The 15,143-nt window shown below is 60.6% G+C and carries 11 protein-coding genes and 1 tRNA gene; 3 read left to right on the top strand and 9 right to left on the bottom strand.

Annotated features, from left to right (window positions below):
• Nucleotides 1-158: 158 nt before the first annotated feature.
• A tRNA-Lys gene (locus JBE38_RS16820) sits at nt 159-234 on the top strand.
• A 105-nt stretch (nt 235-339) separates the two neighbouring features.
• Here JBE38_RS16820 and pstB read toward each other — a convergent pair.
• From pstB to JBE38_RS16850, 6 genes are all read right to left on the bottom strand, one after another.
• A complete protein-coding gene (gene pstB / locus JBE38_RS16825; protein WP_090368872.1) occupies nt 340-1,119 on the bottom strand; it encodes a phosphate ABC transporter ATP-binding protein PstB in 780 nt (259 codons plus the stop codon).
• A complete protein-coding gene (gene pstA / locus JBE38_RS16830) occupies nt 1,119-1,991 on the bottom strand; it encodes a phosphate ABC transporter permease PstA (RefSeq protein WP_090368874.1) in 873 nt (290 codons plus the stop codon). The genes pstB and pstA overlap by 1 nt, the downstream gene beginning before the upstream one ends.
• Complete coding sequence (pstC, locus tag JBE38_RS16835) at nt 1,988-2,983, bottom strand: phosphate ABC transporter permease subunit PstC (protein WP_205344705.1); 996 nt, start codon at nt 2,981-2,983, stop codon at nt 1,988-1,990. Before pstC ends, pstA begins: the two co-directional genes overlap by 4 nt.
• 64 nt (nt 2,984-3,047) lie before the next feature.
• Nucleotides 3,048-4,064 carry a phosphate ABC transporter substrate-binding protein PstS gene (gene pstS / locus JBE38_RS16840; protein WP_205344706.1) on the bottom strand — a complete coding sequence of 339 codons (1,017 nt, stop codon included), beginning with the start codon at nt 4,062-4,064 and terminating at the stop codon, nt 3,048-3,050.
• Nucleotides 4,065-4,236: 172 nt separating this feature from the next.
• Nucleotides 4,237-9,180 carry a hemagglutinin repeat-containing protein gene (locus JBE38_RS16845; protein WP_205344707.1) on the bottom strand — a complete coding sequence of 1,648 codons (4,944 nt, stop codon included), beginning with the start codon at nt 9,178-9,180 and terminating at the stop codon, nt 4,237-4,239.
• Between the two features lie 99 nt (nt 9,181-9,279).
• Entirely contained in the window at nt 9,280-10,992 is a 1,713-nt protein-coding gene (locus JBE38_RS16850; RefSeq protein WP_446731249.1) for a ShlB/FhaC/HecB family hemolysin secretion/activation protein, read from the bottom strand.
• Nucleotides 10,993-11,125: 133 nt separating this feature from the next.
• Between JBE38_RS16850 and JBE38_RS16855 the strand changes: the two genes are divergently transcribed.
• Together JBE38_RS16855 and nadA are read left to right on the top strand one after the other, a co-directional pair.
• Nucleotides 11,126-11,533 carry a hypothetical protein gene (locus JBE38_RS16855; RefSeq protein ID WP_205344708.1) on the top strand — a complete coding sequence of 136 codons (408 nt, stop codon included), beginning with the start codon at nt 11,126-11,128 and terminating at the stop codon, nt 11,531-11,533.
• Nucleotides 11,534-11,694: 161 nt separating this feature from the next.
• A complete protein-coding gene (gene nadA / locus JBE38_RS16860; RefSeq protein WP_060754176.1) occupies nt 11,695-12,753 on the top strand; it encodes a quinolinate synthase NadA in 1,059 nt (352 codons plus the stop codon).
• A gap of 64 nt (nt 12,754-12,817) precedes the next feature.
• Here nadA and JBE38_RS16865 read toward each other — a convergent pair whose 3' ends face one another.
• From JBE38_RS16865 to gcvT, 3 genes are all read right to left on the bottom strand, one after another.
• On the bottom strand, nt 12,818-13,306 hold the full coding sequence (locus JBE38_RS16865) for an RDD family protein (protein ID WP_104994683.1): 489 nt from the start codon (nt 13,304-13,306) through the stop codon (nt 12,818-12,820).
• A 95-nt stretch (nt 13,307-13,401) separates the two neighbouring features.
• Nucleotides 13,402-13,614: a cold-shock protein gene (locus JBE38_RS16870; RefSeq protein ID WP_205344709.1), complete on the bottom strand. Its 213-nt coding sequence runs from the start codon at nt 13,612-13,614 to the stop codon at nt 13,402-13,404.
• A gap of 390 nt (nt 13,615-14,004) precedes the next feature.
• Complete coding sequence (gene gcvT, locus JBE38_RS16875; protein WP_090368886.1) at nt 14,005-15,129, bottom strand: glycine cleavage system aminomethyltransferase GcvT; 1,125 nt, start codon at nt 15,127-15,129, stop codon at nt 14,005-14,007.
• Nucleotides 15,130-15,143: the final 14 nt, after the last annotated feature.

A 15,143-nucleotide genomic window follows, 5' to 3' on the forward strand; every position in this document is an offset into this window, starting at 1 on the left:
GATGCCGGCCGTGCTTGTGGGAATAGAACGCCTGCCGACGGCGTGCCGACGGCGTCAAAACGGCCGGAATTACGCACCCAACGCATTATTTCTGATTTATTTTAAATAAAGTGTTGAATAGTCCTTAAAAATCAGTATTATACGCGCCACCACACAGCGGGTCGTTAGCTCAGTTGGTAGAGCAGTTGGCTTTTAACCAATTGGTCGTAGGTTCGAATCCCACACGACCCACCATATTTGGCGGTTTAGAAAATCCGGAAGGCCCACGAAAGTGAGGATTTCCGGGTTTTTTTTTGCCTTGTGAATAAGCGCCGCCTGCAATGGGCGGCGCGCAGGGTTTCAGCCAAACCGCCCGGTAATATAGTCCTCCGTCTGCTTCATCCTGGGCTTGGTGAAGATTTCATCGGTATTGCCATACTCAATCAGTTCCCCCATGAACATGAACGCGGTGTTGTCCGATACCCGCGCCGCTTGCTGCATGTTGTGGGTCACGATGATCACTGTGTATTGGGTCTTCAGTTCGGTGATCAGTTGCTCGATGCGCCCGGTGGAGATCGGGTCGAGTGCCGAAGTGGGCTCGTCCAGCAGCAATACCTGCGGGCGCAGCGCGATGGTGCGGGCGATGCACAACCGCTGTTGCTGGCCGCCGGAGAGGCTTTGTGCGCTTTGGTTGAGTTTGTCCTTCACTTCATCCCACAGGGCGCCGCCGCGCAGGGCCTGCTCGACGCGTTCATCCATTTCCCGCCGTGAGAGCTTTTCGTGGTGGCGTACGGCGTAGGCAATGTTGTCGTAGATCGACATCGGAAAGGGCACGGGTTTCTGGAACACCATGCCGACGTGACTGCGCAGGCGGTTCATCGAGTAGCCGGGGGCGAGGATGTTCTCGTTATTGAGCAACACTTCGCCACGGGCCTCTTGCTTGGGGTACATCGAGTAGATGCGGTTGAACACGCGCAACAGCGTGGATTTGCCGCAGCCCGAAGGACCGATAATGGCGGTGATGCGTTTTTCCAGGATATCCATGTCGATGGATTTCAGGGAGCGTTGCTGGTTGTAGAAAAACTCCAGCCCGCGGACTTGGATTTTGGTTTTTTCGGGTTCGATACGGGTGGTGTCCATCAGTGGGACCTATTGCGTAAAAGAATCAGGCGAGATATCAGGCTGAGTACCAGCACGAACAGCGTCAGGACCAGGGCGCCGGCCCAGGCGAGTGAGTGCCAGTCGTCGAATGGGCTCATGGCGTACTGGAAGATAACCACCGGGACGCTGGCGATCGGCTTGAGCAGGTTGCTGCTCCAGAACTGGTTGCCGAAGGCGGTGAACAACAGGGGCGCGGTTTCCCCGGTGATCCTGGCCAGCGCGAGCAGGATGCCGGTGACGACACCGGCCTTGGCCGCTCGCAACACGATCTGCAGTGTCAACTTCCACTGCGGCACACCGAGCGCCAGGGCCGCTTCGCGCAGGGTCGAGGGTTGCAACTGAAGCATTTCATCGGTGGTGCGCACCACCACTGGAATCACCAGCAGTGCCAGGGCCAAGGCACCAGCGATCGCGGAAAACCCCAGTTGGTGATGGCTCAGTTGGTTCAGCGGCAGAATAACGGCGGTATAGACAAACAACCCCAGCACGATGGACGGGGCCGACAGCAGGATGTCGTTGATAAAGCGCACCGTGGTGCCCAGGCGCGAATGCCGTGCGAATTCTGCCAGCCAGATACCGGCCATCAACCCGATGGGCGTGCCGATCAGCAAGGCAATCCCGGACATCAGCGCACTGCCGTAAAACGCGTTGGCCAAGCCACCTTCGGTACCGGGTGGTGGCGTCATCTGGGTAAACAGGCGCAGGTTGAGGGCCTGGAAGCCATTGATAACGGTGGTCAGCAGAATCCACGCCAGCCACAGCAAACCGAAGGCTGTCGCGCCGCAGCTGAGGAACATGGCCACGGCGTTTTTCAGCGCACGTCTGCGATACAGGCGTTCGTTGGTGTTCATAGGCCCTCCTTGCGTGACAGGCGCATCAGCAGCAAGCGCGCCGCCGCCAGCACGACGAAGGTCACGATAAACAGCAGGAAGCCCAGGGCGATCAGCGCGGAACGGTGCAGGTCGGTGTAGGCCTCGCTGAATTCATTGGCGATCACCGACGCAATCGAACTGCTGGGCATCAACAGTGAGGCGGAAAACTGTTGCGCGTTGCCCAGTACGAAGGTGACGGCCATGGTCTCGCCAAGGGCGCGGCCCAGGCCGAGGAAGATGCCGCCGACCACTGCCGAGCGCGTATAGGGCAGGACGATGTCCCACACCACTTCCCAAGTGGTGCTGCCCAAGGCGTAGGCCGATTCTTTCAATTGCGTGGGCACGCTGCGAAACACTTCATGCATCACCGACGTGATAAACGGCATGATCATCACCGCCAGCACGATGCCGGCGGTCAGCATGCCGATCCCCAGTGGCGGGCCCTGGAACAGCGAGCCGACAAAGGGCAGGGCACCCAGGTAGTCGTTGATCAGCGGCGAGAGATGTTCGGCCATAAAGGGCCCGAACACGAACAGGCCCCACATGCCAAAGATGATCGAAGGAATACCCGCCAGTAATTCGATGGCCGATGCCACCGGCATCTTCAGCCAGGGCGGCGCGACCTCTGTGAGAAAAATCGCAATGCCGAAACTCACCGGAACAGCGATCAGCAAAGCCAGGAACGAGGTGACCAGCGTGCCGTAAATCGGCACCACGGCACCAAAGTGGTTATTGACGGCATCCCACTCGGTGCTGGTAAGGAAATCGAAACCGAAGGTCTTGAACGCCAAGCCTCCGCCCCAGAGCGTGGAGGCTGCAATGGCGCCAAGCAACACCAACACCAGCATGGCTGCGCCAAACATCGAGCGCTTGAACCACAGGTCGTGGCGTTGATCGCGGGCGGCGCGGCTGTCGCCCCGTGTGTCGCTCGCGTGAGTAGGCATAACCAGGGGTTGGACCGTGTCGTTCATATCAGATGTACTCACCGCCTTCCTCGATCACCGCAAGTGAAGGAGGAAGGGGTTGCAGGGCGAATCAGTGAGTGAAGTCAGACTTCCAGTAATCTTCGATTCGCGTCACCAGGGAGGACGGCAGTGCTACGTAATCCAGCGCTGCGGCCTGTTGCTGGCCTTTTTCCAGGGACCACTTGAAGAAGTTGAAGGCTGCCTGGCTTTGTTCGGCATTCTTGGGCTGCTTGTACATGATGATCCAGGTGGTAGCCGTGATCGGCCACGCGCCTTCGCCCGGCGCGTTGGTCATGATCAGGTTGAAGTCCTTGGCGCCGGCCCAGTCGGCGGTATCGGCTGCGGCCTGGAACGCCTTGGCGTCAGGTTCGACGAACTTGCCTGAAGCATTCTTCAGCGAGGCGTAGGCCATCTTGTTCTGCAGGGCGTAGGCGTATTCCACAAAGCCGATCGAGTTCTTGATCTGCTTCACGTAGGCCGAAACGCCTTCGTTGCCCTTGCCGCCAACGCCGACCGGCCAGGGTACGGTGGTGCCGAAACCCACTTTGGTTTTCCAGCTGTCGCTGACTTTGGCCAGGTAGTTGGTGAAGTTGTACGAAGTACCGGAGCCGTCGGAGCGGTGCACGACGGTGATGTTTGCGCTTGGCAGTTTCACGCCGGGGTTAAGCGCTGCAATGGCCGGGTCGTTCCAGGCCTTGATATCACCGAGGAAAATTTTCGCCAGGGTATCGCCGTCGAGCTTAAGCTGACCTGCCGTCAGGCCTTCGACGTTCATTACCGGGACAATACCGCCGATCACGCTGGGGAACTGGCCCAGGCCGGCGGTTTTGAGATCTTCGGCCGACAGCGGGGCGTCGGAAGCACCGAAGTCAACGGTCGCTGCCTTGATCTGGGCAATGCCGCCACCGGAGCCAATCGATTGATAGTTGATACGGTTGCTGGAGGTTTTGCTGTAGTCCTGGGACCACTTGGACAGCACCGGGTAGACGAAACTGGAGCCGGCACCGGTCACGTCAGTGGCGTGGGCCACGCCGCTCAGGCACAGGGTGGTCAACAAAACAGACAGACTTTTTTTAGTCGGCAACATCACGACAACACCTCGTGGGAAGGGGTAAGTGGAAGGGTCCACCTGTCTAAGACGTGACGATTTAATTCCTGATATATGTCTGTTTAATGACCCATTGGCTTTATGAAGAAACATTTAGAAATGTTTGCTTCGGTGGAGCCAGGCTTGCCCATTTCCACCGAAGCAGTGCTACTTAGTTGATGCCCTGATCAATCCCGGCCTGCAACGCCTGGCTATCACTGTGCCCGCCGACCCGCAGCGGCCCCAGGTTGAATGCCTGATCCTTGCGCGTGGCGTCGTCCTGTTTCTGCGTCAGTTCGTCCTTGGCACCCAACAGCAGGTTGACCGGTGACTTCGACAGATTCAGCCCGAGATCGGCGCGATAGTCGCTACCTGCCAAGGTTGTCGCCGTGACCGTGGACCACCCCAGATCGACCATGCCGTTCTGCGCGCTGATCCGGCTGCCTGTGAGGCGAGTATCGCCATTCACCTGCAGGCTGACGCCGTGGGTACCGAGAATGCCCGATGCCTGAGCGACGCTGTCCTTGACCACATGGCTGACGTCCAGATTCAGCGTTGGGGTGTAGTTGGTGTTGCCGCTCTTATCACCGAATAGCACGTTTTGCGTGGTATCAGCTACCGAGCTGCCGGTGGTGTTCTTGCCGCTGACGGTGTAGCTGTCACTGGTTTTTGGCCAAACCTTGTCTTTGAAGCTGGACAGGCGAGTCCCCAACGCATCCTTCTTGTCGGCGAGGTAGGCCTTGGCTTGGTCCACGCGAGTGCCGAAGGCTCCGCGGGGCTCGGGGTTGACGTCGTAACTGCCGCTGCGCGTGAGTTTTTCAGCCAAACGTTCCTTGGCGTTGACCACGCTGTCCTTGGCCGACGCCAGGTGGTCGACGCCTTTGTCGACTGCGTTCTCGAGCTTCTCCCGGTGCTTGTCGAAAGTGCTCTCGGCCTTGGCTTGCACCTTATCCTTGAGCGGGCCGGTGGCCTTGGCCAGCTTGTTGACCACGCCGGGCTGGTTCTTCTCGACATCGAGCTTGGCGTCGACATTGACCTGGGTGCTGTTGACCTGGTCCTTGCGGCTCTCGACGATGAGGTCGCCGCCCACGTTGCCACTCACCTGATCGGCTTCGATACGTGCCCCTGCCAGGCGGGTATCACCGGCACTGTCGATGACCACGTTAGCCGCCTTGACCAGGCTGTTGTGTTGCGTGGTGCCTTGCAGGTGATCTACGTCGACCTTGGCCCGCGCATTGATGCCGTGCTGGGTCTTGGGGGTGTCGTGCTCACCGGCATCGGCCAAGGTGGTTGTTCCGCCACTGCCGCCCGCGCCCAGGGTCACGCCCCAACTGTTGTGGGCCTGCGTGGATTGCGCCGACTCTTGCAGGATGCCGCCGTTTTGCGCAGTGAGATTGACGCTGGCCGCCGTCACCTGAGTGCCTTGCAAGTGGATGGCATCGGTTGCGTCGGCGCCACTGTGCAGGGCGACATTGCCGTTGCTGTGCAACTGCCCGACGCTCACGCCGCTATCATTTTCCGCCACCTTGCCCAGGTTGAAATTGGCGCTCAGGCTGCCGGTCGTGCTGCTGCTTTCGGCGCTGCTGGTCTTGCCGGCGCCGACGGTCAGGCCGCCGCCCAGGTTGTTGCCATGGCTCAGATGGGTGTGGGTGGCGGCTTGCAGGTCCAGCTTGCCGCCGGCACTGAGGCTGATGTCGCCGGTTTTATCGGTGCTGCTACCGATCCGGGTGCCTTGCAGGGTCATGTCGCCGGCGCTGCTGAGTTGGATCGGACCGCTGCCCTGAATCGTTGCAACCCGGGCCTGGCTGTCCTGCGTGTCCAGCTGTTTGTGGTCCAGTTGCACGCCGGCACCGAGGTTGACGTTGGTACCGCTGGTGCCTGGCGCCGTGCCGACCGTCAGCGAACCACTGCCGCGCAGGCTGTTGCTGGCTGTACGTTGGCTGTCGTTGGCCTGATTCAGCGCCAATTCACCGCCCGTCTTGAGGTTGACGCCCGCCTGGCCGCCATCGAATTGACTGCCTGCATACCGCGCGTCGCCCTTGGCCTCGATGTTAACGCCTTGAGTGGCGACGTAGCTGCCAACCACCGCTGTGCTGCGCGATTCGCGCACATCGCTGCTGCCGCCACTGCCGCTGCCTCGCACGTTCAGGTCTTCACCGGTGGTGGTATAGACCCGTACGCCAACCTTGGCGTCTACACCCTGCTCGCTATTGCTGTGGGTATCGGTCGCCGCCGTGGCGACATGCTCGTCAGCCTGGATCTTCAGCGCGCCCTGGGTGGTCTGGTATTGAGTACCTTCATCCTGCAATTTACCCGCGACGTTGACCTGCACCGCACCGCCACTGAACTGGCTGACCACCGCTGTGCTGTCCTGCTGTGTGCCGGTCTTGTGGGTATGGCCGACTTCCACATCCAGCCCGACGTTGGGTTGTTCGAGCGCATCCAGCAGGCCAGGCTGATGGAATTTGGCCTGGGCTACCCCTTCGACGGCTTTTTCGATTGGCCGGGTGAGGCCTCGGTATTCGAGATTGGCGCCGATGTCGGCTGTCCAGCCATTCTCCTTGTGGGTGCTGGTCTGGCTGTTGTGCGCCGCCTGGTTATCGACCTGGCCGGCGTTGACCTGCAACTCGGAACCGGCCTTGACCTGTGCGCCCTGGCTGGTGAGGGTGTTGCCGGCGTTGACGGTCAGTTTGCCCGTCGCCGCCAGGCTGCTGGTTTGCGCCGTGGTCGTGCTGCGGGTGTCATGGCTGCTTTGATGGCTGAACTGTGCGCCGTTACCGGCTCTGTCCAGGCCGCCGGTGTAGTAGACGCCACCGCCGAGGGTGGTCTTGTCCGTGTCGCTGTGGACGGTGTCGTCGGTCGCCAACAGTTCGACATTTTTACCGCTCAAGGTTGCATCGCCGTCGGTGGCCTTGAGGTCCGAACCCTTGATGCTCACATCGCCCCCGGCCGTCACGACCAGGCTGTCGCCGCTGAGGCTGGACGCCTGCTGCCGGGTGGTGTCGGTCTTGCGGGTTTGCTGCTGGTCTGCATAGTTCACGCCCGCCCGGTACTGGCGGGTGCCAGGGGCCGTTTCCTTGGCGTAAGCAGCAAAACCGCGCGTGTGCGTGTCGGTTGTGTCGTGGGCGGTATTTTCAGCCGACGCGATCTTGATATCACCCTTGGCATCGGCCTGCAGTTCAGCGGCGGCCGAGACTTTTGAGCCGCTGACTTCGATGTCCTTGGCGCTTTGCAGCTTCAGGTTGCTGTCCGAGCGCAGGTGGCTGGCGACGACCGTGCTGTCCTTGAGGTTCTTGCGGCTTTCATCTTTGGAGATACCGAAGAACTTGCTGTCGTTGCTGTAGCGATTGTCGTGGGAGGTGTTCTGTACGCCGTCGATCACCAGCGAGCCCTTGTCACTGATGACACTGGCCTGTTTGCCGCCCCGCGCCTGGCTGCCACTGATGCGGACGTCGTCCGCCTTGACGATCAACTTGCCGTCGGCATTCACCTGGCTCGCGGTGTTCAAGGTCTTGCCTTGGTTGCCATCGCCGTTCTGGCCGAAGAAGCTGCCGCCGACTAGGTCGCCGGAGTACGCATTGTCGCTGCTGCTCTGGGTGCGGCTGGCGCTGGTGATAGCCACGTGGCGGGCGGCCAATTGAATGTCGCCAGGGGTTTTCAGCTCGGCGCCTTGCAATTGCAGGGTCTGTTGGCTGTTCAGTTCCAGCGCCTTGCCGGCCTTGAGGTTGCTGGTGACGCTGCGTTGTTCGCGGGTGGACTTGTCCCAGTTGGCTGTCCACAGGTGCTTGCGATGTTTGCCTTGATCGGTGGTTTCGTGGGTTTCGGTGGCGGCATTCACCTGCAGGTCGGCGCCGCTGTTGACGCGCAAGTCCGCCCCTGCGTTCACATGGCTGGCGTTGATCTGGGTGGTGGCGCCGGACGACAGCGCAGCATCCTGCTGGGCGACGACGTTATTGCCGTGCTGGCGCGAGTCGTTGTCGGTGGTGGTGCGGTCGTAGGTTTCGTAGGTGAACAGGAAGTTGCTGTTGTCCCACTGCTCACGCTTTTGCTGGAGCTTGCGGCTTTCCAGGCTGCTGAGGGTCAGGTTGCGTCCGGCATCGAGTTTGACATTACGCCCGCCGACATCGGCGGCGGCCAGGCTCAAGTCCCGGGTCGCCTGCACGTCCACATCGCCCTGATGACTCTGCACGCCGGCACGGGTAGCGTCGAGGCTGTTGGCGTGGACCTGCCCGCTGATATCGAGGTCGCCGGCCGAGCTGATCTTCACACCGTCGCGGCCTTGCACTTGCACCCCACCCACCCGCACGCCCGCGCCTTCGGCGGTGCTGATGATATTGATGCGCCCGGCCTGCATCGCACCGAACAGGCTGGCGTCGATACGCTGGTCCTGGGCCTTGCCGGCCGGGTCCACCTGGCGGACTTGCCCACTGGCGAAGTCGACCTGGTTGCGGCCGACCGTCAGGTTCAATTGGTCACGGGCGCTGAGGCGACCGTCGCTGTCAATGCGCGGCGCGATCAGGTTGATCGAGCCTTCGCGGTTTTGCAGGCCCTGGCCGTGCACCGTCAGTTGGCCGTGGGCGTCGCGGGTGCTCAGGGCTTGCAGTTTGCCGTCGTTGAGTTCTGGGTGGCCCACCACCAGGTTGGCATTCGGGGTGTTGATGAAACTGCCGCCATTCACGGAAATACCGTTCGGGTTGGCCAGCACGTAATCGGCGGCGTGGCCGAAAATTTCCTGGGCGCCGTTGAGGTTCGAGGCGTTGCGGCTGATCACTTCATTGAGGATCACGCTGGCCGCCCGGCCCTGGAACTGCGGGTTGGCCGCCAACTGCCCGGCGAGCTGGGATTGGCCGGCCTGCAAGGCATTGTTCAACACCAGGCCCTGGCGGTCGACGTTGTAGTCCAGGAACTGGTTATGCGACAGGCCGCCGGCATTCGGTGCGACGATGTTGACGATCGGCACGCCGCCCTGGTTTTGCAGTTGCGGTGTACCGCCGGGCCCTTCGGCGACGATCACGCCACCGGCCAGTACCAGTTGGGGCAGCAGGAACAGGCTGGCGATGGCCCAGCGCAGTTTGCCCTGGGGAGAGAGGTGAAACGCGGGGGTGTCATTGGGCATATAAAATTTCGCTCTGTGTTGGCTGATCCGCAACGTGCGTTGTTCGTTGCAACGTCACTGTGGTGGTCAGGTACAGCGGTTGTTTCAGGCTGATCCGGGTTAAATCTGCAGGCTGAGGCGTGTCAGCCAGACTTCGGGCTCCTGGCCGAAACCTGCGGGTGTGTTGAGGCTGCGTTGGTAATCGAAGTCGAGCTGTACGTTCTTCCAGCTCAGGTTGAGCCCGGCACTGGCACCGCTCAGGCGTTGGCCCGGGGCACCGTGTTCGCGCTTGACCCAGCCGTTGTCGAGGCCAAGTCGCGGGGTGATCTTCACTGGAAGGTTGTTGTTGAGCGGCAGGCTCAGGGTGTTGCGCCACAGCGCGCCGATGGCGCCGGACGCACTGTTTTCGCGATAGCCACGTACCGCCGAATCGTCGGTGCCCAGCAGTTGTTCAATAGCGGGCAACGCGTCGGGGCTGTATTGCGCGGACAACTGGCTATGCCACTGCCACGGTTGCCCGCCCCATTGGCCGTTGCGCCATTGGGTCAGGTTGGCGCGGTACTTGTGAAATTGCGCCTTGGGCAGATTCTTCTGTGTTGAGTCAGCGTCACGATCAGCGCCGAACCAGGTCAGGCCCTGGGCGTAATTGACGTCGAGGTTCCACACGGCGCTGTTGAGCCAGAACAGGTTCACCCCGGCCTGGGCCACGGTCAGCGTGGGGCTCTGAATCTCCAGATGGGCTTTTTGCAGGTAGCTGTCCACGTCCTTGTAGGCCAATTGCAGGTTGGCGCTGAGTTGATGGCCCTGGTCGCGCCACAACACCCGGTCGCTGCGCAGGCTGACCTGATCGGTGCGCCCGCCGTTGTAGAGCGTCGTGCGGCCGACGGTATAGGGCGAGCGGTATTCGACATGGCTGGCGAACAGGCTGTAGGTCCAGTACCCGTAGGGGATCGAATAAAACAGACTGTGACTGCGGCTGTAGCGCGGGCCATGGTTGAGGGTGTCGCTGAAGCTCAGGTTGAGCGAGTCGTTGAGCTCCAGCGGGCTGTCCAGGTTCAGGTTGACGGCGTTGCGATCGCGCCCGGTGCCGGCGCTGCCGAGGTTATCCAGCCCAAGCCCCAGCGCCCAGCGCGAGGCGCTGCTGCGTGGGCGCAGGAGGATGCGCGAGGCGCCGGGCGCGCTGCCTGGTGCGATGTCGGCGGTGAGGTCGACCGAGCGCAGGCGGTTGAGTTGGTCCAGGCCCTGTTCCAGGTCGCGCAGGTTCAGCGGCTTGCCCAGCATGCCGGGGAACGCTCCGCCCAGCGACACCGGCAGGCTCTGGTCGGCCAGCTCGATGGCTTCGAGGTAGCCTTCTTCGACGTGAATCGCCAGCGGCTGGCCGGCGGTCGGCTGACTGACCAGGTACGGACGACTGGCGATGTAGCCGGCGTCGACATACAGGCGGGTAATCTCGGCCAACAGGCGGTTGATCTGGGCGACGCCCATGCAGGGGGCCACGTAGGGTTCGATGCGTTTGTTCAACTGCGCCTTGCTGAACAAGGTGACACCAGCCAGGCGCGTGCCGCTCAGGGGCCAGCAACGCTCATCTTTGGCGGTCGCAGGCATGGCCGGCGTGGCCACGACGGGAGCGAAACTGCCGCGTTGCAGTTGGCGCTGGCGCTGTTCCAGTTGTAATTGCTGCAGGTCGCGCTGTTGTTGTTGCTGCAAACGCAGGGCTTCCAGATCGGGCTGCGGCCCATCGGCGGCACCTGCCGGCAGCGCGCACAGGCAGAGCAGGGCGATGCCCAGTTTCTGGATACCCCGCAGGCGTTCGGTTGAGGGCTGACTCGGCACTCGACTTCCTTAACGTAATCACACAAACGATGCCCCTGAGCCAAATCGTGAAGCCGGGGGACTTGCCATACTTGAGCCATCATTAAACGAATTGTTACATGGGTTGTAGGATTTATTGCAAAAAACGTGAGGAATGCCGCGTTATTTAGTAAAAAATCGCACAGTTTTGGTGCGCTCAGGCTGGGTTTATGCCTTTTTGGTCTTTGTTCTCGGGAGGGTCTGGCGGGAAGTAGCTTGCGGGGTGGTTTTGATTGTTGCGTTGAATCATCTTAATCGCCGCGTTTATCGGCAGTGTGCTGACCCACTGCTTGCCGCTTCTGAGCAGGGCTACGGCAATCAGCCAGTTTGGACATGGCTCTTTTGCGTCAATGTTGCCGCCCGCGCTGTCAATTTCGGAGGTTCGTCCAGGCGCGATTACCTGACGCTGCTTGAGCATGCGGCCCGGGCCGGCAAAAAATCCCAGGAAATCCCGGCCAGTCTGCAAGACTCGATTCTGCTGCAGGATGGCCCCGCCGTTATTGCCCGACAGGCGCGCCTTTAGAAAGCCAGATTAGGCTTTTGAATCCATTGGATATTCTGTAGCCTTGCGCAGCTTCACCCGTGCTTGATGAATACAATCACTTCGTCCGGCGGTGCCCGAAGGGCTCCAGAGCCGGTGGTACACTCGACTTTCGCGCAACTGCGCCTGCAGGTCTTGCGAACATGACGCAAATTTCCGAACGCCTACTGGTTCAAGCCCACCTCGACGCCAAGCAGCCCAAGGCCCTTAGCGCCGATGAAGAGGCGAGCCTGCGAACCGCCATCGCCGCTGAGCTTAAAGCTCAAGACGCGGTGCTGGTTGCCCACTTCTATTGTGACCCGGTGATTCAGGCCCTGGCCGAAGAAACCGGTGGCTGCGTTTCCGACTCCCTGGAAATGGCCCGCTTCGGTGCCGCTCACCCGGCCAAGACCGTACTGGTCGCCGGTGTGCGTTTCATGGGCGAGACCGCGAAAATCCTCACCCCTGAAAAACGCATTCTCATGCCGACCCTGGAAGCCACGTGCTCCCTGGACCTGGGCTGCCCGGTGGATGAGTTTTCGGCGTTCTGCGATCAGCATCCCGAGCGCACCGTGGTGGTGTATGCCAACACCTCGGCGGCGGTCAAGGCCCGGGCGGACTGGGTCGTGACTTCAAGTTGCGCGCTGGAAATCGTCGAAAGCCTGATGGACAACGGCGAGACGATCATCTGGGGGCCGGACAAGCACCTGGGCACCTACATCCAGCGCCAGACCGGGGCCGACATGCTGCTGTGGGACGGTGCCTGCATCGTCCACGAAGAGTTCAAGTCCAAGCAATTGGAGGACATGAAGGCGTTGTACCCGGATGCCGCCATCCTGGTGCACCCGGAGTCGCCGACGTCGGTGATCGAGCTGGCCGACGCCGTGGGGTCGACCAGCCAACTGATTGCCGCTGCCCAGCGTTTGCCGAACAAGACCTTTATCGTCGCCACCGACCGCGGCATCTTCTACAAGATGCAGCAGCTGTGCCCGGACAAGGTCTTTGTCGAAGCGCCTACCGCCGGCAACGGTGCCGCGTGCCGTAGTTGCGCACACTGCCCATGGATGGCGATGAACACGCTGGAACGCACGCTGCAATGCCTGCGTGAGGGCAGCAATGAGATCTTCGTCGAGCCTTCGGTGATCCCGCAGGCCGTGCGGCCGCTCAAGCGCATGCTGGATTTCACCCAGGCAGCGCGTCTCAAACTGGCCGGTAACGCCTGACTTGAGTCGGGTCAAACTGTGGGAGGGGACTTGCCCCTCCCACAGTTGATAGGTGTCCCTGGGATTATTTCTTTTGCTTCGGGATTCGCACCAACTGCGTATCCGAATAGATGTCATGCCAGCTGCGTTTACGCTTGTCGAACAGCGACCAGACAAACCCCAGCCCCACGCACAACCACGAAGCAATCGCGACCACAAAGCGCAGCAGCGCCTGCCACAGGCTGATGCGTGAGCCGTCGGCGTTCTGTACGCGCACGCCCCACACCTGCATGCCCAGGGTCTGCCCCGAATGGGTCCAGAACTTGGCGAAGAACCCAAACAGCACAAAGAACAGAAGGGTCGACAACAACGGGTCACCGTCCAGTGCCCCGGACTCGGTGAGGGTGCGCATCCTGGCTTCGCCGATAAAGGCGATCCACACCAGCTTGTAGATAAACGCCGTAACGATCAGCAAGGCGGTGCACAGCAGGAAGTCATAGAACATTGCTGCCAGTCGACGGCCCAGGCCAACGGCGGGGAATTCGCCTTGGGGACTCAGCAGGGGTTTGGACATGGCAGGGCTCTCAAGATAAAAAAGCCATTCTACGAACAAACGCGCATAAAAAAGCCCCTGATGTCACCATCAGGGGCTTTTTGTCGCAGGAAGGATCAGCCTTCTGCTTGTACTTGATCAGCCTGCATGCCTTTCTGGCCCTGCACGGCTATGAAGGTAACTTTCTGGCCTTCTTTCAGGCTCTTGAAGCCGTTGCCCTGGATTGCGCGGAAATGCACGAACAGATCCGGACCGCTTTCTGGAGTGATAAAACCAAACCCTTTCTCGTCGTTAAACCACTTGACGGTGCCGCTCTGACGATCAGACATTTTCTTCTTTCCTTTGACGCTAAAAATTAATGACAGCCCCTTTCACATGAAAGAGTACTGGGCTGAGTTGCAGGAAAGTAAGAGACGTCGAACGGGTTGTAGCAAACTTTGGCTACTGCCCAGGTCCAGGTTCAAAGCGACCCATGCAAACACAGTAACCAAACTCTACGCCAACTAAGACAGAAAATACAAGCCCCGCCAAAAGCCCAGGTTTTGCTTGGCTTCATGACACTTTGGTCAACAGTGCCCGGTTGGCTTATTCGATAGAAAGGATCACTTGTTATAGGTTTACTTCCAGTGCATTGACTATCGTCAATGCACTGTTTTATGGCGGTTGCGTTACAGTTTAGTGCACGTTAACGCAACCGCGTTACTTATAGGAACAGTCACTCAGCCACGATAGTAACGTTGTGGCACAAATGGCATTTTACTTACACGAAGTGGCACCTTTTTCCCACGCACCAACGCAGAGACTTCGGTGTCCAGTGCGGTGTGTGTGCTGTCCAGGTAACCCATGGCCAGTGGGCCGCCCAAACTTGGACCAAAGCCACCGCTGCACACGCTGCCGATCACGGTGCCGTGGGCGTCGACGATTTCCGCACCTTCACGCACCGGTGTGCGCTCCTGGGGCAGCAGGCCAACGCGCTTGCGGCTCACGCCGGTTTGCTGCTGGGTGAAGATGCGATCTGCGCCGGGGAACCCACCGGCACGTGCGCCGTCGGCCCGACGAGCCTTGGAGATCGCCCACAGCAGGCTCGCTTCGATCGGCGTGGTGTCAGTGTTCATGTCATGGCCATACAGGCACAGGCCGGCTTCCAGGCGCAGCGAGTCGCGGGCACCCAGGCCGATGGGCTGTATTTCGGTTTCGGCCAGCAGGCTGCGGGCCAGGCTTTCAGCGTTGGCGGCCGGCACCGAGATTTCGAAGCCGTCTTCACCGGTGTAGCCGGAGCGACTGACATAGCAGTCCACGCCCAGCAGGCGCAGGCTGGCGAACTGCATGAAAGTCATCTGGGTGACCTGCGGCGCCAGGCGCGCCAACACCTTCACTGCCGCCGGGCCTTGCAGGGCCAGCAGGGCGCGTTCTTCGAACAGCGGCTCGATGCTGCACTGCTCGCCGATATGCTTGCGCAGGTGCGCCAGGTCCTGGTCCTTGCAGGCGGCGTTGACCACCAGGAACAGTTCGTCGTTACCCAGGTTGGCCACCATCAGGTCGTCGAGGATGCCGCCTTGCTCATTGGTGAACATCGCGTAGCGTTGCATGCCGACCGGCAGGTCGATGATGTCGACCGGTACCAGGGTTTCCAAGGCTTTGGCGGCATTGGCGCCGGTGAGGCGGATCTGGCCCATGTGGGACACATCGAACAACCCGGCCTGTTCACGGGTGTGCAGGTGCTCCTTCATCACGCCCAACGGGTACTGTACCGGCATGTCGTAGCCGGCGAAGGGCACCATGCGTGCGCCGAGTTCGATGTGCAGCGCATGCAGTGGGGTTTTCAACAGGGTTTCGGTGGACATATTCAGCTCCTGAA

The sequence above is a fragment of the Pseudomonas sp. ICBG1301 genome (assembly GCF_016918385.1).
GTDB classification, from domain to species: Bacteria; Pseudomonadota; Gammaproteobacteria; order Pseudomonadales; family Pseudomonadaceae; genus Aquipseudomonas; species Aquipseudomonas palleroniana.